17 protein-coding genes are annotated in these 19,099 nt (G+C 73.9%); 11 read left to right on the forward strand and 6 right to left on the reverse strand.

What is annotated here, in order from left to right; genetic code table 11:
• Window positions 1-52 precede the first annotated feature (52 nt).
• The 3 genes from ACFC1T_RS30630 to ACFC1T_RS30640 all read left to right on the forward strand — a co-directional run bounded on the left by ACFC1T_RS30630 (window position 53) and on the right by ACFC1T_RS30640 (window position 2,816).
• Complete coding sequence (locus tag ACFC1T_RS30630) at window positions 53-604, forward strand: DivIVA domain-containing protein (RefSeq protein WP_375893716.1); 552 nt, start codon at window positions 53-55, stop codon at window positions 602-604.
• Window positions 605-1,114: 510 nt separating this feature from the next.
• Complete coding sequence (locus ACFC1T_RS30635; protein WP_375893719.1) at window positions 1,115-2,143, forward strand: hypothetical protein; 1,029 nt, start codon at window positions 1,115-1,117, stop codon at window positions 2,141-2,143.
• A 94-nt stretch (window positions 2,144-2,237) separates the two neighbouring features.
• Window positions 2,238-2,816 (forward strand): hypothetical protein, encoded by a 579-nt coding sequence (locus ACFC1T_RS30640; RefSeq protein WP_375893722.1) that lies wholly within the window; start codon window positions 2,238-2,240, stop codon window positions 2,814-2,816.
• A gap of 78 nt (window positions 2,817-2,894) precedes the next feature.
• Here the strand turns inward: ACFC1T_RS30640 and ACFC1T_RS30645 are convergent, their stop codons facing one another.
• A complete protein-coding gene (locus ACFC1T_RS30645; RefSeq protein WP_375893724.1) occupies window positions 2,895-3,500 on the reverse strand; it encodes a hypothetical protein in 606 nt (201 codons plus the stop codon).
• A 257-nt stretch (window positions 3,501-3,757) separates the two neighbouring features.
• On the opposite strand from ACFC1T_RS30645, the gene ACFC1T_RS30650 reads away from it, so the two are divergent.
• Together ACFC1T_RS30650 and ACFC1T_RS30655 are read left to right on the forward strand one after the other, a co-directional pair.
• Window positions 3,758-4,198, forward strand: a complete 441-nt coding sequence (locus ACFC1T_RS30650; RefSeq protein WP_375893727.1) for a hypothetical protein — start codon at window positions 3,758-3,760, stop codon at window positions 4,196-4,198.
• A 394-nt stretch (window positions 4,199-4,592) separates the two neighbouring features.
• Window positions 4,593-5,681, forward strand: a complete 1,089-nt coding sequence (locus tag ACFC1T_RS30655) for a hypothetical protein (protein WP_375893730.1) — start codon at window positions 4,593-4,595, stop codon at window positions 5,679-5,681.
• 54 nt (window positions 5,682-5,735) lie between these two features.
• Here the strand turns inward: ACFC1T_RS30655 and ACFC1T_RS30660 are convergent, their stop codons facing one another.
• From ACFC1T_RS30660 to ACFC1T_RS30675, 4 genes are all read right to left on the reverse strand, one after another.
• Window positions 5,736-6,923 carry a protein-L-isoaspartate O-methyltransferase gene (locus ACFC1T_RS30660; RefSeq protein WP_375893733.1) on the reverse strand — a complete coding sequence of 396 codons (1,188 nt, stop codon included), beginning with the start codon at window positions 6,921-6,923 and terminating at the stop codon, window positions 5,736-5,738.
• 271 nt (window positions 6,924-7,194) lie between these two features.
• Entirely contained in the window at window positions 7,195-7,680 is a 486-nt protein-coding gene (locus tag ACFC1T_RS30665) for a DUF6924 domain-containing protein (protein ID WP_375893736.1), read from the reverse strand.
• Between the two features lie 133 nt (window positions 7,681-7,813).
• The gene (locus ACFC1T_RS30670; protein ID WP_375893738.1) at window positions 7,814-8,857 is read right to left on the reverse strand and encodes a hypothetical protein; all 1,044 of its coding nucleotides are present in this window, start codon (window positions 8,855-8,857) and stop codon (window positions 7,814-7,816) included.
• Between the two features lie 251 nt (window positions 8,858-9,108).
• Window positions 9,109-9,282 (reverse strand): hypothetical protein, encoded by a 174-nt coding sequence (locus ACFC1T_RS30675; protein WP_375893740.1) that lies wholly within the window; start codon window positions 9,280-9,282, stop codon window positions 9,109-9,111.
• Window positions 9,283-9,395: 113 nt separating this feature from the next.
• Here ACFC1T_RS30675 and ACFC1T_RS30680 point away from each other — a divergent pair, with 113 nt between their 5' ends.
• The 6 genes from ACFC1T_RS30680 to ACFC1T_RS30705 all read left to right on the forward strand — a co-directional run bounded on the left by ACFC1T_RS30680 (window position 9,396) and on the right by ACFC1T_RS30705 (window position 17,798).
• Complete coding sequence (locus ACFC1T_RS30680) at window positions 9,396-10,160, forward strand: PIG-L deacetylase family protein (protein ID WP_375893741.1); 765 nt, start codon at window positions 9,396-9,398, stop codon at window positions 10,158-10,160.
• Window positions 10,161-10,314: 154 nt separating this feature from the next.
• Window positions 10,315-10,818 (forward strand): hypothetical protein, encoded by a 504-nt coding sequence (locus ACFC1T_RS30685; protein ID WP_375893867.1) that lies wholly within the window; start codon window positions 10,315-10,317, stop codon window positions 10,816-10,818.
• Window positions 10,818-12,206 (forward strand): hypothetical protein, encoded by a 1,389-nt coding sequence (locus tag ACFC1T_RS30690; protein WP_375893744.1) that lies wholly within the window; start codon window positions 10,818-10,820, stop codon window positions 12,204-12,206. The genes ACFC1T_RS30685 and ACFC1T_RS30690 overlap by 1 nt, the downstream gene beginning before the upstream one ends.
• 8 nt (window positions 12,207-12,214) lie before the next feature.
• Window positions 12,215-13,744, forward strand: a complete 1,530-nt coding sequence (locus tag ACFC1T_RS30695) for a VWA domain-containing protein (RefSeq protein ID WP_375893746.1) — start codon at window positions 12,215-12,217, stop codon at window positions 13,742-13,744.
• 62 nt (window positions 13,745-13,806) lie between these two features.
• Entirely contained in the window at window positions 13,807-14,922 is a 1,116-nt protein-coding gene (locus ACFC1T_RS30700; protein ID WP_375893748.1) for an AAA family ATPase, read from the forward strand.
• Window positions 14,919-17,798, forward strand: coding sequence for a hypothetical protein (locus tag ACFC1T_RS30705; protein ID WP_375893751.1), 2,880 nt, complete (start codon window positions 14,919-14,921; stop codon window positions 17,796-17,798). The genes ACFC1T_RS30700 and ACFC1T_RS30705 overlap by 4 nt, the downstream gene beginning before the upstream one ends.
• Window positions 17,799-17,931: 133 nt before the next feature.
• Here the strand turns inward: ACFC1T_RS30705 and ACFC1T_RS30710 are convergent, their stop codons facing one another.
• Window positions 17,932-19,020: an alcohol dehydrogenase catalytic domain-containing protein gene (locus tag ACFC1T_RS30710; protein ID WP_375893754.1), complete on the reverse strand. Its 1,089-nt coding sequence runs from the start codon at window positions 19,018-19,020 to the stop codon at window positions 17,932-17,934.
• Between the last annotated feature and the right edge of the window lie 79 nt (window positions 19,021-19,099).

A 19,099-nucleotide genomic window follows, 5' to 3' on the forward strand; every position in this document is an offset into this window, starting at 1 on the left:
TGCTGACGGGACGGCAGACGGCAGACGGCCGGTGGGACAGGGGGAGGGGCGGATGGCCGAGGGCGGCGGGAGCGGGTTCGACGTGGTACGGCGCGGCTACGCGTGCGCGGAGGTGGACGCCTACCTGGCCCTGCCGCCCTCCCGGCGCCCGGACGCCCCGGGTTTCACCATCGCCCGGCGCGGCTACGACCGGGCGCAGGTCGACCGCGCGCTGGCCGCCGCACCTGCTGGTGCGGTGCCCGTGGACGCGGTCGCCCGGCGCGGGTTCGACCTGGTGAGCTGGGGCTACGAGCGGTCCGAGGTGGATGCCTACCTGGAGTCGGCGTCGGGGCCGGGGCGGCGTGCGGGCGGGCCGCGGTTCCGCGTCGTGCGGCGCGGCTACCACCCCGCGCAGGTCGACCTGGTGGCGGCGGGCGCGGTGCCGGTGTTCGCCACGGCGTGGCGCGGCTACGACCCGGCACAGGTGGACGCCCACCTGGCGCAGGCCGCGCATCGGCGCCCGGCGGCCGCGGTGTTCGCGGTGGTGCCCCGGGGCTACCGGCGTGCGCAGGTGGAGGGCTACCTGGGGGCGTACGGTCCGGGCGGCGCGGTCGCGCCGTCCTGAGGACCGCCGGGCCGCCCGCCGGGCCACCGGCGGTTGTGCGAATTCGGTGACGCATCGTCAGTTCCGCGTGGTCTACTGCGTGCCGGATCGTTCGCGCACAAGTCGCCGCGAGGAGTGGACCGTTCGATGAACGCCGTATGCCCGGGGTGCGCCGCCGGGGAGCACGCCCTGCCCGTGCCCGAGGCCCTGGAGGACGCGGCTGCGGCCGCTGTGGACCCGGCGGAGGCCACCCCGCGAGCCCAATTCCCGTGAGGCCCGCGCGGACCGTCCAGGATGCGGCGGGCCTGGCGAGGGGTCAGCGGGCGGAGGACGAGGCGTTCGGTGACCAGGTCGTCCATGCCCGCTTCCTGCCACCCGCCGTCCGCACCCGCAGCCGCATTATTCGTGTGCGCGCCGCGGGGAAGGCCTGTTAGCTTGCCCGCCTTGGCAGGCCCGCCGATGGGTGGCGGGCGCTCGGGGAGTGGGGGACGGCGGGTGTCGACGGTGGACTGGTGGCCGGTCCGGGGGAAGGTGAGCTCCCTGGCTTGGGAGGGCGGCGAGTTGATCGATCCGGTCGGCGGTGGTCGGCGGTGGAGCGCGGACGGGACGGAGCGTCCCGGCCGAGCTGTCGCCGCCGCTTTCGGCCCCGGGTTCGACCGGGCAGTGGTCTCGCCCTCGGGGCGCTACGCCGTCGTCCACGAGGAGCGGGGTACCAGGGGTGTGGTCGTCGGCCTCGACGGACGGGGCGTGCTGCGCGAGCTCGCCCGGGCCGACCACTGCGCCGACGCCTACGACTACCCGGTCGCGCTCGGCGCGCTGCCCGACGGCCGCGAGGTGCTCGTCCACTGCCCCGAGGAGTACAACGTGCTCCAGGTCGAGGAGTTGGAGTCCGGACGGCGCCTCACCGGAGGTGCCCGGGAGCCCGTGGACATCTTCCACTCGCGGCCGGCGGTGAGCCCGGACGGCCGGTACCTGCTGGTGACGGGGTGGGTGTGGCACCCCTACGGTGTCGCGGAGGTGTACGACCTCGCGGCGGCGCTCGCCGATCCGGCGGTGCTGGACGGCGACGGGGTTCTCCCGGCGTCCCCCGAGGCCGACGCCGAAGTGGTCTCCGGCTGCTGGCTGGACGCCGACCGGTTGGCGATCGCCACGACGGGCGAGCTCGACTACCTGGCCGACGACGGAGCCGACGACGGGGCCGACGACGGGGCCGACGCCTCCGGCCGCGCGGCGGCCCCGGCCCCTGGAGCGAACCACCTCGGAGTGTGGTCGATGTCGGCCCGGCGCTGGCTGCACCACAGCCCCTTGGGCCACCGCGCCGGCACCCTGCTCGGCCGGTGCGGCTCCGCCCAGGTGGTCTCGCTCCACGGGCACCCCCGCCTGCTCGACGCCGCGACCGGTGCCCTGGTCGCCCAGTGGCCCGAGGTGACGCTCACGCGGCGGAACGGCAGCTACGGCGCCGAGCACATCCCGACCCCCGTCGCCGCGCTCAGCCCGGACGGCCGCCGCCTCGCCGTCGCCCAGGACAAGGGCATCGCCCTGATCGACCTGCCGGACTGACCTGGCTGACCTGGCTGACCTGGCTGACCGGACTGACCGGATTGACCGGGCCGACCGCACGGAGGTGTCGGAGGGCGTGGCTAGCATCCCCGGCATGGGCTACACCACTGACTTCACCGGCCGGGTCGCCGTCACCCCACCGCTCAACCCGGCCGAGATCGCGTACCTGCGGAAGTTCGCCGGCACCCGCCGCATGGACCGTGCCGGCGGCCCCTACTACGTCGACGGGAGCGGCTACGCGGGGCAGGGCCGCGACGCCGACATCCGCGACTTCGACAAGCCCCCGGCGGGTCAGCCCGGCCTCTGGTGCCGCTGGGTGACGACGGCGGACGGTGCGGCGATCGAGTGGAGCCAGGTGGAGAAGTTCTACGACGCGCCCGAGTGGATGACCTATCTGATCGACCACTTCTTGAAGCCCCGCGCCCATGCCCAAGGCACGCCCGGTTTCGAGGAGTTCACGTTCGACCACGTGGCCGACGGCACGATCGACGCACAGGGGGAGGAGCCCTGGGACACCTGGCAGCTCCTGGTGCGCGGCAACGAGGTCTCCGTCTCCGCGGCCGAACTCCCGGACCCGGCCTGGCTGTGCGAGGGGTGCCGGGAGCCAGTCGCCGACGAGGACGCCGTGTGCTGCCCGGGCGCGGAGCCGATGCCGGTGTTTCCGGAGCCGTGAGGTCCGGGGCGCCCGGGCCTCCCTCGTACCCCACCGACGCGCCCGCCCGCGCGCCCGTCTCCGCCCGGGTGGCAGCCCTCAGCTGTACGGGCTCCAGCGCCCGAAGCGGGCCAGCAGGTGGCGGGCGCCGTCCTCGTCCAGGCCGAGTGCGGCGGCCGTCGCCGCGAGGCCCAGGTCGCGCCGGGCGTCGTGGGCGGGCCAGTACGCGGTCCGCTCCGCGGTCACCTCCAGCAACCGGGCGGCCCGCAGCGCCGCCAACGGGGAGTTCTGCGCCAGCTTCTCGATGGCCTCGCCCAGGCCGTGCAGCACCTCGGCGAGGTCCTCGGGCAGGGCCACGGCCGACTTCTCGACCTCGACGGTGTGCTGGTCCCACTCCTGCTCGCAGGTGTCCGCCGGCTCCGCGGCCGCTTCGCCGAGCCGCTGTTCCCCGATCTGCCCCCAGTCGAGCGGGTGCTCGGGGCCGGACCAGCCGCAGGAGCACACGGCGCGCAGGGCGTGCGCGCGCGGGGCGAGGCGTGAGTGCCCGTCGTACACGGTCCACTGCGCGGTGGTCAGTCCGGCCCCGTGCTCCGTCATCATGATGTACGCGGGTTTCGGCACGGTCCCGCCGGCGAGGAGCACGCCGACCGACCCGGTGTGCGAGGCCCCGAACTCGTCCGTCGTCCATGTCTCTTGCTTGACCACGACGAGCCTGCCTCTCCAGTGGTCCGCCTACGCGGAACGCCCGCCCCCGGGCGCGGCACCGACGATCCCGCAGCAGGGGCTCGCGGACCACCGAAACCGCGAAACGCCGCCCATCCGTGTCACCTTCGGGGACACTCCCCGCGGGAACGGTCGGCCGGCTGCCTACGGCGCGCGTTCGGAGCAGAAGGTCGACAGCGAAGGCGTCCGGCACAAGAATGCCAAAGTTGCGGAGAGCTCGAAGACCACAGTGAGGTTCGATGAAGCCGATACGGATCTACCCGAAGTACCAGCGGATGATCATCGTGGCGGGCGGGCTGGTGTTCCTTTCGTACGCGGTCGCCGGTGTGATCATCACCCCGATCGGTTCCAAGGTGTTCTATTCGTTCGTGCTGGTGTTCTCGGTGATCTGGTGTCACCAGGGTGCCCGGCTGGGACTGGTCATCGGGCCCCAGGGCATCGTCGAGCGCTCGATGGGACGTCCGAACCGCATCTCCTGGCAGGACATCGAGGACGTCAGGGTCGAGGGCGGGACGAACGCCGGGGTGGCCGCAGTCGTGATGATCGCGCTGACCGTCCGCGGTGGTGACGTCCTGCTGCTGCGGGGAACGGCGCGGTACGACCGGAAGGGCGTCGAGCAGACCCGCCGTCGGATTCTTGCCATGCGGGCCGCCGCCTTGGGAACTCCGGTGGAATCGTAGGGCTTTCAGAGTCCGGGAAACGGCCACAGGCCGTCCGGGAAGCGATCTCCCACCCGCGTCGCATGCTGCGCCCACCCCTCTCCTGAACCCCGGGCTTGTTGCTGACCTCGGGCGGGTTCGGTGACTGCGGATCGGGCGGCGGGACCTCCAAGACCCCCGACCGGGTAAAGCTGAGGCGGGGCGGTGCACCGTGCCGGTACGATCCTGCTCGCCGCGCACCCAGGTGCGGGGGCGGGGGGATCGGGGCGAGGTGTGTCCGCGCCGCCTTCGTGCCTTCACGCCTTCGTGCCTTTGTGCCTTCGTCGGTGCCCGGTGCCGGGTGCCCGGTGCCCGCTCACGGGCCGCTCGGTGCGGGTGGGCGGCGCCTCTCCCCGTCCCGCTAGGAAAGCAGTTCATGGTCTTCTCGCTTGTGGTGCTCGTCGTGCTCGTGGTGCTCGTCGCCGTCGTGGGCAAAGTGATCGTCTCGCAGCGCGCCCGGGAACGGCGGAGCCTCCTGGAGACCGAGCTGTGGCGCAGGCTGGCCCCGCGCGAGCAGCTCGTGGTCAAGGGGGACGAGCCGTCCGCGGAGTTGGCGGCCGTGCTCGATGGGGCCGGGGGCGGTGACTGGCGGGCGGTGGCGAAGTACCTGGCCGAAGCCGGAGCCGACAGCGGTGCTGACAGCCGCGCCAACCGGCGCTGGATGCGGATGGAGCCGCTCAGCACGGCGGCCTCCAAGGAGGACCACTGGCTGCGGCGGTGGCGCGAGGAGGAGCCGCGCGACGCGGCGGCCGCCCTGCTGCAGACCGACGCACTGGTGCAGCTCGCCTGGGAGATCCGCACCGGCAGGTACGCCTCCGAGGTGACCAGGGAGCAGGCCCGCGGGTTCCACCGCGTACTGGGGGAGGCGGAGCAGGCCGCGCGGGAGGCCGTCGAGCTGGCTCCGGCCGAGGACCCCAATCCCTGGGTGGCGCAGATCGCGATCGCCATGGGACTGGGCAGGTCGAACGAGGACTTCCGTCAGCTGTGGGCCGAGGTGACGGCCCGTGACCCGCACCACCTGCGGGCGCACGAGGGCGCGCTGCAGTACTGGTGCGCCAAGTGGCACGGCAGCCACGAGCTGATGCACGCCTTCGTCGACGCCGCGCTCGCCGACGCACCGGCCGGCAGTCTGCTGACCACCCTGCGGGTGCGGGCGCTCTTCGAGCAGTACACCCGCGACAGCGCCGGGGCGGCCGCCTACCGGACGCCGGAGTTCACCGCGGCCGTGGACGCCCTGCTGGCCGACCTGGAGCAGGCCGATCCGGCGCACCCGCAGCTCCAGGCCGCCCGGGGCTGGGCCGCCTGGTCACTGGTCATGAACGCCCGGGTGGCGCACGCCTTCGAGATGTTCGAGGTGATGGGCCGTGAGGTGGCCGGCCCCTGGAGCGCCTACGAGGACCCGCAGACGGCCTTCCACCGGATGCGCACGATCGCCGTGGACGCGATCGCCCGGGCGACGGTCTGACCTGCACCGGTCGGGCACCGGTCGGGCGCCGGTCGGGCGCCGGTCGGGCGCCGGTCAGTGTCCTGCCGACACCGACCGTCCGATCGGCCAGCGCGGTCCGTCCGGGCCGCCCTGCCACGCCCACTGGGAGTCGGGGGTGACGGTGATGCCGTAGTCGTACCGGTCCGGGCGGCCGAGCTCCTCCCACGCGGACCGGGCGGCCGTCACCTCGTCGCCGATGCGGCGCGGCCCGCCCTGGTACAGCATCACGGAGCCGTCGCCGCGCGCGGTGAACGCGGCCCACGACCGGTCGCCGTCGTGGACCCAGGCGTTGACGCCGTCCTCGTCCCGGCCGGTGAGCAGTGCCGCGTCCGGTACGGCCACGCGCAGGGCGAAGCGCAGGTCCCAGTCGTTCTCCAACGGGCCCAGGTCGTACGCCGGGAGCAGGCGCTCCGCGTCCGGTTCGGCCGTGCCGCCGCGCACCGCGGTGTAGGCGGCGTGGCCGGCGGGTGCCGGGGTGGGGGCGGTGCGGTCGGCCATGAACTGGGCGAGGCCCTGGACCCAGCCGGTCGCGCTCCTGCCGTCGTCGGCGACGACGAGGGCGACGTGCCCCAACAGGCCCCAGGGGTAGACGATCCGGCCGCCCGGCCGTACCGCCTCCACCCAGGCCCACGGGACGGCCTCCACCGCGTAGGTGGCGTGGATCCGGTCGACGGGCACCCCGCCGGGCACCCCGCCGCCGGTCGCGTTGCCGGTCACCACCTCGACGGTGAGACCGGCGTCCGCCAGACGGCGGCGGGCGGCGGCGGCCAGGTGCTCGTCCACCTCGCTGGAGACCACCAGCCCGGGACCGGCCCGCCACGCGGCCAGCGCCGCCGTCCACCCCTGCCCGGTGCCGATGTCCCACACCCGGTGGCCGTGTTCCAGGCGGAGGCTGTCCAGCATGTCCGCCACGACGGACGGCGCGGACAGCGACGAGGACGGCAGCGACGGTGCCGACAGGCTGCTGCCGACCTGGGTGACGGCCGCGTCGTGGACGCCGGCGAACAGTTCGTCCGCCCACCCGCGCCGGTCCGTCGTACGGTCGAGCGGCACGTAGGCCCGGCCGTCCCAGCGCCACAGCCGGTCCGGCGCGAACCGGTCGCGCGGCACCGCCGCCATGGCCTCGCGCACCCACGGGGACGTGGTCGGCCACGCCCCGTCGCGCTCCATCACCGCGTCCAGGTGCGCCCGGCGACCCGCCAGGTCCTCGTCGTCCGTCACCGTGCGCTACTTGCGGCGCGTGCCGGTGCCCGGCGGCGGGGGCGGGACCTGCCCGTCGTTGTTCCCGGGCGGCGGGGTGCCCGTTCCGGGGTCCGGCGCCGGCTTCTCGTGCTTGCCCATGCGGGTTCCCTTCGGTCGCGTAGGGGACACGGTCGGCCGCTCATCCTCGCCCACCCCGGTGCCGCACGGTAGTGGGCGCGCGGGAGCGTCCACGGGGCGCGCGCCGCGGCGCCGCGCCCGCCACGGGCCCGGCGTCCGGTTCCGGTTCCGGTCAGAAGGACCGGAAGATGCCGTCCGGGTCGTCCTGTGCGGCCCTGGCGAACTCCTCGAAGCCCATGTTGGCGATGCTCAGGTTCGCGTGGATCTCGTGGACGCCGGTCGGGAGGGTGCGGAAGGAACGGCCGTACCTGGTCGTCAGGGCGTAATCCCCGTCCTCCTCCTGGTCCTCGCCGTCCTCACGCCGGACGGCGGTGACCGCGAGGAGCGTGCGGGGCGCGGACCGCATCGTCGTGCGGTCGGCGAGGAAGACGACGCTCGGGTTCTCGCCGGAGCGGACCTCTGCTGCCACCTCGTCGGCAGTCGCGTCCGCCCAGGCGGGGTCGTCGACGAAGTGGACGAGCGACTCGTAGCGCCGGTCTCCCCAGGGCAAGCCCAGTTCCGTCACCACCGCCAGCCAGCCGGCCTCGTCGTGGTAGTCGGTGCGGATGACCAGGGCGTCGAATCCGCCGTGGTCGGCGACACCGGGCAACGTCCTCATGGGGGGCTCCCTCCCTCGGAGCCGACCGCCGATCCGCGGTCGGGACAGCTCCGTACGGTCCAGTCTCCCGCGGAGCACCGACAGCAAGCCGCCCACGCCCGTGCCCCCGGGTGGCCTGCCGCCGCGCGGGCGTTCACGGCCGGTACTTGTCGTGGTACCTGCGCAGTCGGGGGCCGCGGATCGCGGGCAGCCTGACCAGAGTGTCGCTGAGGGCGTAGTGATGGGGTTCCAGGGGGTGCCAGGGGCGTGGCGGCAGTGGGTAGTCGTCGCGCAGGACGCCCTCCGGGAGTCCTCCGGTGGCGGGTGTCGGGGAGGTCTCCCCGGGGCTGGTGAGGTACGCCCAGACTCCGCTGTCCAGCGGTACCACCGTCGCCTCCCGGTCGGACGGGCGCCACGGTTCGCCCGTGACGGGGTGGCGGGGGACGAGGATGACGTCGGGGCGGGGCCGGGGGTCGGGGATGCCCGGGCCGGCCAGGGCCGCCGAGCGGGGGTCGGGCCCGGGCGGGAGGTAGATGGACACGGCGTGGCCGAGCAGTTCGGCGACGGGACCCGCGGGGAGGGTCACCGGGTGGTTCTCGGTGGCCGCCACGAGGTGGGCCAGCGCGACGCCGATTGCGGCCTCCCAGCGGCGGCTCCACGACCCGTCGGGTTCGACGGGCGGGACGCGGTGTTCGGCATGCTCGACGTCCGCCCAGTCGGGTGGCGGGGCGGCCGGGAGCCCCGACGGTCGGCGGATGACCGAGTCGGGCTCCAGCCACACCGTCTGCCACGAGCCGCAGTCGTCCATCCGGGTCGCCACGGCCCGTCCGCACCCCGTACAGGCCAGGTTGGGCCCGGCCCGACCGTCCACACCCTGGCAGTAGCCCTCGCACTTCTCCGGGATCAGGGTCATCGACCGGGAGTCGCCGGGTGCGAGGACGACCTTGTTGCGCGCGCCGAAGGAGACGGAGTACACCGGCGCGTACACCCCCTGCCGGGCGGCGGCCTCGTCCCCGACGTCCTGCCACAACCGCCAGGGTGGTCCGCTCGGCTGTGGGTCGACGGCGTAGGTCCCCGGCTCCATCAGCGGGGGATGAAGCTCCTCCCAGGCCCCGTGGTGGGTGTGGACCGGGAGCGCCACCCGGGACACCGGTGCCGTCAATTCGGTGCCGCAATCGGCACACACGAACACGTCCAAACAAGCTCCCCCTCGCTGCGGCTCCCCGGGATTGTGCCTCGACCGCGGCGGGAGGATCCATCGGATTTCGGAACGGCTCCAGGGCCTTCGGGAGCACGTCGCCCCCGGACCATCGGCGCGAAGCTTTTCAGCCCTCCTGCGGATTCCGCCCCGCCTCCGATCCAGGGACCACGATCCTGGGCGCAGGAGGGAGACACCTTTCGATGTCGAGCACGACCGCTGGTAGGGAAGTAGTGCGTGGGCTTCCGAGGTCAGAAGAGGGTGGGCTCGACCCCGTCCGCTCCGCCGAGTCCCGGGAGGGCGTCCTGCCGGACGACGGCGTCGGCCAGTGGCACCTGCTTCATGCTGCCTTCGCAGAGGACGAGGGAGCGGCGGTCCCGCTTGTGGTCATGGATCACGCCGTAACCGGCACGGCGGGTCGGCATGAGGGCTACCGGCCGTTCGCAGGCCGGGCACTGAACTCTCGGGGCACGCATACGCACAGGTTGCCCGGTGCCACTGACACCCGTCCACGCCGCAACCCCAAGAGGAGGAATCCGTGTCCCTGCCCAGCCTGCTCGTCGTGATGGCGCACCCCGACGACGAGTCGCTCGCGGCCGGGGGCGTACTCGCCCAGCACGCCGATGCCGGAGCCCGGACCACCGTCGTCACCGCGACCTGGGAGCAAGGGACGCAGCGTGCAAGGGAGTTGGCCGAGGCGGTCCGGATCCTCAGAGCGGGGGAGCCCCGGCTGCTCGGCTGGGCCGACCACCGGGTTCCCGACTCCGCCCCCGGACGGCCGCGGTTGTGCGACGCGCCGTTGGACGCGGTGGTCGGGCAACTCGTCAGGATCCTGCGCGAGGTGCGGCCCGAGATCGTGGTCACGCACGGCGCCCACGGCGGGCTGACCGGACACCCCGATCACGTGCACACCCACCGCGTCACCCTGCTCGCCGTCCAGGCGGCCGCACTCCGGCACGCCTTCCCCGGTGCCGGTGAGCCCTGGCGGCCCCGCGCCCTCTACTGCGCGACCCACCCGGACTCCGCCGTCGGCGATCTGGGCCCGTTGCTGACCCGGGTGGGCAAGTCGGTCCTCAGTGTTCCCGACGAGCACGTCACCGCGACCGTCGACGTCCGCCCCTGGCTGAACCGGAAATGGTCCGCGGTGCTCGCCCACGCGAGCCAGGTCTCCGGGGACCGCCCGCTGCCCGGCCTCCTGTCCCGCCTGAGCCCGGACGCCCGGGAACGGATCATCGCCACCGAGTACTACACCCGCCTCGACATCCGCCCCACGCCTGGACCCCTGCGAGAGCTGACACCCTGACCGACCGGCCCTGACGCTCCATTGGAGAACGCAGGGCTGTTGAGCAGGCCCGGCGGGTCCGGTTGTCGGTGGTGACCACTACGTTCATCACCACAAGCGCTGCCGCCCTGTCGTGGCGCGCTGTCCCCCCAACCCCATTGGAGATGGTGTGCTTCTGCCTGCCTGGGAAGGTTCGAGTACGGTCCGGGTGGTTCCGCCCGCCCGGCCCCGCAAGCTCGCGAAGGTGCCGTTCGTGCAGTTGGCGGACGGTCGGCTGCAGGGTGTGGTGTCCAGCGGTTCGGACATCGGCCGGGTCTACGTGTCGGCCGTCGAGGCCGGTTCCTTCGCGTTCTCGTGCAGCACCAACAACAACCGTCCGTGCGGCGGTGCCCGGGGTGGCTACTGCAAGCACCTGGAGGCGCTGGTCGGCGAGGCGGTGGTGCAGTTCGGCGGTGACCGTGTCGCCCGTTACCTGCGGGTGGACACCGGTACGGAGGAGGCCACCGCCCGGGTCGTCACCGGTGCCATGAGCGCCACCCGCCCGGTGAAGGCCGCCGAGTCCCCCGCGGCGGCGGTGTTCACCCGGTTCCTGAACCACCTGGAGTACCTGGAGTTCGAGCCGGTGACCACTCCGCTGCCGGACCTGCACTGGTTCCCGACCACCCGGGCGGTGGCGTGATGCGCACCGACCTCCTCCACGCGCCGGTCGGCGGCCTCGACGAGGCGCTCGCCGTCGTCGACGCCTTCGACCGGGCGATGTCCGACGGCCTGGTGCGGCCCCGGCCCGCCCAGGCCCAGGCGCTGGCCGAGCTCGCCGGGGCCGTCGCGGACTCGCCGCTGGCCGCCCTCGTCGCCGAGGCCGCCGAGAAGGCGGCCGCCGGCACCGCGGACGAGGGCCACCTGCTGGCCCTGGCGGCCGCCCGTACCGCTCTGCTCGGTGCGGCCCACGACGCGCTCCACGGTGTCGTGGGCGGGGCGACCGGCCGTACCACCGCCCCGTGGACGGTGCCCGCCGAGGGCCCGGGCGGCGCGTCGAACGTGCTCACCGCGGTCCGCGCCTGGCTCGCGGACCTGGCCCGTACCGGCTGGCTCGGCATGGACCACGACCTCGTGTCGGCCTCGGCGCAGCTCGTCTCCGCGATGCTCCCGGACCCGCAGCTGCGTCGCCTCGCCGTCCTGCTGGACGGGTTCGCGGGCGAACTCGCCGCGTCCTGCCCGGGAGCGAGCCTGGAACGCGTCCCGGTCCGCCGCTGGGCCGACCTGTGGTCGCGGGCCCTGCTGCTGACGACTCCCGGTGCGGGCACCGTCCCTGACCCGCAGACGGTCACCGGACGGCTGCTGCCGCTCGGCGTCGACCTGCACGAGCACGCGACGGCCGCGCAGGCCCAGGTCCACGCCGTGTTCGAGCCGGCCGACGGTTCCGCGCCCCGCCTGGTCCGGGCGTCGGTGTCGGTCCCGAAGCCGGACAGCGTCCTGGGCGCCGGGGTCTGGCAGCTGCTGCGCCCCCGGATGTCGCTCCTGGCGGCGGCGGGCGAGGGCCGCGCCGTGACGGTGACGGACATGCCGCTCACCGCCGAGGGCGACCTGCTGTGGAGCGACGACCTCGCCCGCACCGCGGCCGAGGCCGACCCGTTCGCCACCGCCAGGGTCGTGCTGCCCACCGCCGTGGGCGCGCCGGTCGCGCCGCTGGAGCGCCACCCGGTACGCCTGGCCGAGCCGGTCTTCCTGGAGGGCTACACCGCCCTGGAGCAGGACGGGGCGCTGACCTTCGACCTGGCCGGCCACCCGCTCGCCGTCGACACCGACCGCATCCCCGTGGCGGGCCCGCTCACGCCGCAGGCGGTGGCCGCGTCCACCGCGTGCATCGGCCTGCTGCGCTGGGACGCCGGGGCCTTCGTCCTCCAGCCGCTGGCCGTCGAATCCACCGTCAAGCGCCGGACGGTGGGCCTGCACGCCGGTGCGTGGGCGGGCGGCACCACCGACAAGAGCGGCGGCAAGGCCGAGGCGGCAGCGACCGAGACGGTGACCGTGCTGCGCGAGCGCGCCGGCAAGCTGCTGCGGAAGTGAACGGACCCATGACCTCCTCCTCCACCTCCTTCACCACCACCGATGGGAACGGCGGTGCTCTCGCGGACCCCGAGGGGAACCGCCGACAGGTGCTGTACTGGCAGCTGCTGGCGCGTCTGTTCGATCCGGCGGAGCAGCCCGCGCTGGAGACGGCGAGTCTGGCCGTCGTCGAGGACCTGGGCCTGCCCGCGGGCCTGTTGGACCCTCGTACGTCCGTGGACTCGCTCGTCCAGCGCCACCCCGGCCTGGCAGCGGAGTTCGACGGCCTCCTGGTGCCGGGTGCCGACGCCGACATCGAAACCGACGCTGACGCCGCCGCCGCCGCCGACGCCGAAACCGAAACCGATGCCGCCGCCGCAGGCCCGGTCGGGGCCCGCGACCGGGCCGCCGAGGTCCGGCGCGCGGCCCTGTACTCCAAGATCCTCCTCAACGCCCTCGCCACCGGCTCCGGCACGGTGACCGCGGGCCAGCTCTCCCGCTGGCAGTCCGACGCGGGATGGCTGGAGCGCGCCCTCGGCTGCAAGCCCGGGGAACTGCGCGCCGGCCGTCACGCAGGCCTCGGCCGCCACGCCGGCCACGGCCGTCACGCCGGCACCGGCATCGGCACCCCCGGGACCCCCGGCACCCCGGACCTGTCCACGCTGATCCCCGTGATCGGCCCCGAACTCGCCGCCATCGAGGCCGATCTGGTCAAGCGGATGCGCCTGCGCGAAGTCCTCGCGGACAGCAGGCTCGCCGCCCGCCTCACCCCGAGCATGTCGCTGATCGAGCAGCTGCTGCACGACAAGGGCAACCTCGACGGCACCGCGCTCGCCAACGCCAAGGCCCTGATCCGCCGGTTCGTCGACGAGGTCGCCGAGGTGCTGCGCACCCAGGTCGAGAAGGCCACGGCGGGGGAGCTGGACCGCTCGGTGCCGCCGAAGCGGGTGTGGCGCAACCTCGACCTCAAGCGCACGGTCGAGAAGAACCTCGTCAACTGGAGCCCCGACGACGAGCGGCTCTACGTCGACCGGCTCTACTACCGGCACACCACCCGCAAGACGACGCCGCAGCGCCTGATCGTGGTCGTGGACCAGTCCGGCTCGATGGTCGACTCCATGGTCAACTGCACCATCCTCGCCTCGATCTTCGCCGGCCTGCCCAAGGTCGACGTCCACCTGGTGGCGTACGACACGCGGGCCGTCGACCTCACCCCGTGGGTCCACGACCCGTTCGAGACGCTGCTGCGCACCCAGCTCGGCGGCGGCACCGACGGTACGGTCGCCATGGCCCTCGCCCAGCCGAAGATCGCCGAGCCGGTCAACACCGTCGTCGTGTGGATCTCCGACTTCTACGAGTGGCGCGGCGAGGAGCTGTTCGCGCAGATGGCCGCCGTGCACCGCTCCGGCGTGAAGTTCATCCCGGTCGGCTCGGTCACGAGTGCGGGCCGGGGCAGCGTCAACCCGTGGTTCCGCCAGCGGTTCAAGGACCAGGGCACCCCGGTGCTCTCCGGCCACATCAACAAGCTGGTCCACGAGCTCAAGACGTTCCTGACCTGAGCGCCGCACCGCGCCGCACCTGTTCATCCCCCATTCCCACGCCGCAGAAAGGCTCCTGCCCGATGTCCGACATGCTCCGCGCCCCCGCTGAGACCAAGTACGCCGATGAGCTGGACTACCTGGAGTCGGTCGACTCCGGCCCGAAGCCGTCCACGTGGCGGCTGTCTCCGAAGATGATCCGCACCTTCGTCCTCGGCTCCGAGCCCTCCGACGGCTTGGAGCGCGAGGTGGCCCAGAAGTGGTTCGGCGAGCGCAGCGTGGTCGAGCGGGCGATCGTCACGCTCGCCTCCGACCGCGGCCTGCTGCTGCTCGGCGACCCCGGCACCGGCAAGAGCTGGCTCGCCGAGCTGCTGGCCGCCGCCGTGTGCCGCAACTCCACCCAGGTCGTGCAGGGTACCGCCGGCACCACCGAGGACCACATCAAGTACTCGTGGAACGTGTCCATGGTGATCGCCAAGGGCCAGTCGCGCGCGTCCATGATCCCCTCGCCGATCATGACCGCGATGGAGACCGGCACGATCGGACGCTTCGAGGAGCTCACCCGCTCCACCAGCGACGTCCAGGACGCGCTGATCTCCATCCTCTCCGAGAAGTACGTGTCGGTGCCCGAGTTGAAGGGCGAGGACGGCACGGTGTTCGCCAAGCCCGGCTTCGCGGTGATCGCCACCGCCAACAGCCGCGACCGCGGCGTCAACGACCTGTCGTCGGCGCTCAAGCGGCGCTTCAACTTCGTCCAGATCCCGGTGGTGACGGACAAGCGGAGCGAGGCGGAGATCGTCCGCTTCCGCACCGAGGAGCTGCTGCGCCGCCACCAGATCGAACTGGACGTGCCGCCCACCCTGCTGGACGTACTGCTGCGCTCCTTCGAGGACCTGCGCGCCGTCGCGACGGCGGCGGGCAGCGACGACGAGCGGCTGGAGTCGGCCCTGTCCACCGCCGAGCAGATCGGCGTACTGGAGGACGCCATCCTGCACAGCAACTTCTTCGGCGAGCGCGCGCTCACCGCCCACGCCCTCGGCTCCTCCCTGGTCGCCTCGCTCAGCCGTCGCGCGCCCGAGGACACCAGCATCCTCACCAAGTACCTGGCCAACACCGTCCACCAGCGCAGTGAGCAGGAGGGCGGCGAGTGGCCGCAGTTCCTCGCCGCCGGCCTGGACACCCTCAAGGCACTCGCATGAGCCGCGCCACCACCCGGGTGCCCGCCACCGGCGGGCACCCCGGCCCCGACACGTTCAGCGCGCTGCGGAGCCAACTCGACGCGGCTGCCGCCGAGTTCGCCGACGGCCCGGGCGCCCTGGACGTCATCCTCCGCGGCCTCGTGAGCGACGTCGAGCGCGCCCTGCGCGAGCCGCTGGAGATCTTCCCGGTCTGCCACCACTCGCCGGCCTCCGCCACCGCCATGGCCCGCCACCTGCGCGCCCGGCAGCCGAGGACGGTCTTCCTCGAACTGTGCGAGGACATGGCCCCGTTGCTCACCGAGCTGCGCAACTGCCGCCTGCCGGTGGCCGTCCAGGCCTTCGCCACCCGGATCGACGGGTTCCCCGCCGACTGGGCGCCGCTGTCCGTGGTCGCGCCGATCACCGAGGCCTCCGCCGAGTACCAGGCCATCGCGTACGCGCTGGAGACGCCCGGCGTGGACCTGGTCCTCGTCGACCGGTCCTCGGACCACGTCTTCCAGTGGCAGCCCCGCCCGGACGCCCCGGACAGCGGGGACGGCTCGGACGCCGCAGAGGCCGCGGCGGCCGCCGCCGCCCAGGCCGACGTGGGCGCGGCTGCCTCCCAGGAGGCCGCACTGCACGGCGAAGCGGTCGGCGTCGAACTGGGCGACCTGCGGCCCCGCTTCGCCGACCTCGAACGGCACCTGCTGCGCCACGGCAAGGTGCGGCACTGGTCGGAGTGGTGGCACCAGTACGTCGAGGGGCCGCTCGGCGACGCCGACCACGACACCTACCGGCAGGTCATGTTCCTGATCGGCAGCCTCTTCCGCCGCCTGGCGCCCGGAGATCCGGGCCGCGTGCGGGTGGACGAGGACCGCGAGCGGTACATGTGGACCCGCATCCGCGAGCACCTGGCCGCCACCGGCGCCGACCCGGCGCAGAGCGTCTACGTCTGCGGCGCCTTCCACGCCGCCAGCCGGGTCGAGGAGTTCGGCCTCCACGGCACCGACACCTTCGCCGTGCCCCCGCGCACCGCCACCGAGTGGCAGTACGGCCTGATCCCCTCCAGTCACGCCGCCATCGAGAGGCAGTTCGGCCTCGAAGGCGGGTCGGTGTCGATCGCCGCCGCCCAGTGGGAGAAGAACCTCAAGCGCACCCGGGTCCAGCCCTACCGGCTCAAGGGCCAGGCCGGTGCCGGGGCGAAGGCCACCCGCGCCCGCAAGGCGGCCGCCGCCGTCCCCGCCCCCACCCCCGCCGCGGACGGCGACAGCACCGACAAGCTGGCCGGATTCCTGCAACGACCGCCCGCCCTCGACCAGTTGGACCAGGAGGAACTGCTCGGCTGGTCCGTGGAGATCGTGCGAGCGGCCCGCCGCAACGGCTACCTCGCCTCCACCGCCGACGCCATCGCCGTGTACGAGACGTCCATCCTCCTCGCGGGCATGCGCGACCGCGCCCGCCCGACCCCGTACGACTTCCAGGACGCGGCCGTCACCTGCATCGAGAAGGAGACCGTGCCCGGCCGGCGCGACGTCCGGCGCCTGGTCGAGATCATGATGGGCGGCGACCGGATCGGCCAGGTCGGCTACGAGTCGCTGCCCCCGCTGGCCCGCGACGTCCACGACCGCCTCGCCCCGCTCGGCCTCAACCTCCAGGCCCGCGGCGTCAAGCGCGCGCTGCTGGACATCAAGTCCCAGCCCGACCTGCGCCCCTGCTCCGACGTGCTCTGGATGCTGCGCCACCTGATCCCCGACGCCGCCCGCCCGATCATGGGCGAGCGCACCCTCGGCGACGAACCCAAGCAGGAGTCCTGGGACCTCTCGCTCGGCACCCACCAGCGCGCCCTGATCGAGCTCGGCTACGAAGGCGTCACGCTCGAACAGGTCCTCGAACAGCGCCTGCGCCGGGAGGCCAACGCCCCGCAGGCCAATGCCGCCGTCGTCCTGCGGACCGTGGAGGACGCCACCCTGTACCTCGGCAGCCGGCGGCTCGCCGACGAACTCGGCGCCCGCGCCCTCCAGGTGCTGACCACCGAGCGCAGCGTCGACGGCGCCCCCGAGGTGCTGCGCCGGGTCCGGAAGCTGCTGGCGTTCTACCGCACCGGCGAGCCGGTCCTGCCCCGGTGGATCGAGCGGTTCGCCGAGGCCGGGTACGCCCACTACTGCGCCCTGCTGCCCACCGCGTTCACCGACGAGACGGCGACGGTGCGCCAGGTCGCGGCCATGCTGAGCTTCCTGTTCAGCATGGAGGGCCTGGCCCTGTCCCTGGGCGGGGACCGCGCCCAACTCGAACTCGCCGTCGCCCGGTCCGACCCGCAGGACCAGGCCAAGCGCGCCCTGCTGTGGGCCGCGCGGGTCCACCTCGGCCACCTCACCCGCCAGGACCTGCGCGAGCGCTGCGACGAACTGCTCGGCAACCCGCTCCTGCTGCCCGCCTACCCGCGCTACCTCAGCGGGCTGCTCCACGCGCTGGAGCCGGTGCCCAGCCTGGTCGACCTCGTCGTCGAGGCGGTCTCGCACGCCTTCGCCCGCCTGCCCGACCCGGTCCTGCTGCCGTGGCTGCCGACCCTGATCACCACTCTGCGCAGCGGCGGCGCCGAGCTCGCCCCGAAGCTCACCAAGGAAGCCGGACGCATCTTCCCCGGTCGGCTCGCCGAACTGGACACCTGGGTGCCGCCGTGGCTCGCACCGGCGCCCCAGCCGGTCCGGCCCGGCGGCGGCACCGACGGCCGGGGCTCCGCCCTGCTCGCAGCGCACCCCGCCGGTTGCGACGCGCTCGCCGCCCTCCTGGGCTGCGACGGGTCCTGGACGGCGCCGCAGACCCCGGTGGGCTCGGCGCTCCTCGGCCGGCACCCCGAGACGGCCGCCGCCCTGGCGTCCCTGCTCGGCGCCGCCTGAGCGGACGAAGGGCGGACGGAGAGCGGACGAAGGGCGGACGGAGAGCGGACGGACGCCGATGCTGACGGCGCGGGGGCGGTCCCGCCGGTTACGGACCGCCCCCCGCGCCGTCGCCACCGGCCCACGACACCCGTCAGCGCGCCGACGGGACGAGGACGGTGCGCTCGAACGGGCCGCCGTGCGAGGCGGCGTACGCGACGGCGTCGTTGACCGCGTCGAGGCCGAACGACCGGACCCGTTCGGGGGCGAGGTCCAGGGCACCCGAGGCGAGCAGCCGGATGATGCCGACGTTCGCCGTGCGTGGGTACATCCACTGGCCGCGCACGGTGACCGAGTTGCGCATGAGCCACGGGTAGGGGAGTGCGAGGTCGTCGCCGCCGAGCATGCCGACACCGCCCATGAGGACCACGCGCCCGTACTCGCGCACGGTCATGGCCGCCGTGCGCGCCACCGAGCTGGGTGCGCTCGGCGGCAGCAGGTCGAGCACCATGTCGATCGGGCCGTCGCCCGCCGCGGCCATCGCCGCGCGGTCCCCGGCCTCGTCCCCGGTGAGCGGGACGGGGCGCACCCGGGGGCCGAACCGGTCGGCGAGGAGGTCGAGCGCGGCCCGGTTGCGGCCGGGGGCGACCACCCGGCCCGCCCCCATCGCCAGCGCGAGCGCGACCGCGCTGCTGCCGAGGTTGCCGGTCGCCCCGCTGACGAGCAGCGTCTCACCGGCCGCGAGCCCGCCGGCCAGCAGCCCGCCGTACGCGATGACGTGCACGCCGAGCGCGGCCCAGCGGGCCGGGTCGTCCCCGGCCGCCGGGGGCAGCGGGTACACGTTCTCCGTCGGGACCCGCATGAGCTCGGCGAAGGACCCGTCGTGCAGGTACCGGGCGAGCCGCGCGCCGCCCTCGCCGCGCGAGCTCCAGCCCTGGAGGGTGATGTCGGGCGTCAGGGCGTCGTCCCGGGAGCGGACCGTGCAGTCGCACCACACCAGGTCGCCGACCCGCAGCCGGGTGGCGTCCGGGCCCACCTGGACGACGCGTGCCACGCCGCCGATGCCGGGCACGACGGGAGGCGCGAGGGGGTACTTCCGTTCGCCGCCGAACACCTCGGCCGCGTACGGGGCCACGCAGGCGGCGAGCACCCGGACCACCACCTCGCCGCCGCCGGCCTCGGGGTTGGGCACCTCCCGCACCGTGAGCGGGGCACCGAACCGTGTCAGGACTGCTGCTCGCACGTGTGAGCCTCCATGGTCGTCTTCGTCTGCGGACGTTTTCGTGTTCGGTTGTCTCCGTCTTCGGACGTCTCCGTCCGTG

The sequence above is a fragment of the Kitasatospora sp. NPDC056076 genome, from assembly GCF_042266305.1.
Classification (GTDB): Bacteria; Actinomycetota; Actinomycetes; order Streptomycetales; family Streptomycetaceae; genus Kitasatospora.

Excerpts from the sequence above, each read along its gene's own strand:
- ACFC1T_RS30640 (WP_375893722.1), top strand. The coding sequence starts at position 2,238 with ATGGGCTACACCACTGACTTCACCGGCCGGGTCGCCGTCACCCCACCG.
- ACFC1T_RS30630 (WP_375893716.1), top strand. The coding sequence starts at position 53 with ATGGCCGAGGGCGGCGGGAGCGGGTTCGACGTGGTACGGCGCGGCTAC.
- ACFC1T_RS30675 (WP_375893740.1), bottom strand. The coding sequence starts at position 9,282 with ATGCCGACCCGCCGTGCCGGTTACGGCGTGATCCATGACCACAAGCGG.
- ACFC1T_RS30650 (WP_375893727.1), top strand. The coding sequence starts at position 3,758 with ATGAAGCCGATACGGATCTACCCGAAGTACCAGCGGATGATCATCGTG.
- ACFC1T_RS30695 (WP_375893746.1), top strand. The coding sequence starts at position 12,215 with ATGACCTCCTCCTCCACCTCCTTCACCACCACCGATGGGAACGGCGGT.
- ACFC1T_RS30705 (WP_375893751.1), top strand. The coding sequence starts at position 14,919 with ATGAGCCGCGCCACCACCCGGGTGCCCGCCACCGGCGGGCACCCCGGC.
- ACFC1T_RS30655 (WP_375893730.1), top strand. The coding sequence starts at position 4,593 with ATGGTCTTCTCGCTTGTGGTGCTCGTCGTGCTCGTGGTGCTCGTCGCC.
- ACFC1T_RS30665 (WP_375893736.1), bottom strand. The coding sequence starts at position 7,680 with ATGAGGACGTTGCCCGGTGTCGCCGACCACGGCGGATTCGACGCCCTG.
- ACFC1T_RS30690 (WP_375893744.1), top strand. The coding sequence starts at position 10,818 with ATGCGCACCGACCTCCTCCACGCGCCGGTCGGCGGCCTCGACGAGGCG.
- ACFC1T_RS30700 (WP_375893748.1), top strand. The coding sequence starts at position 13,807 with ATGTCCGACATGCTCCGCGCCCCCGCTGAGACCAAGTACGCCGATGAG.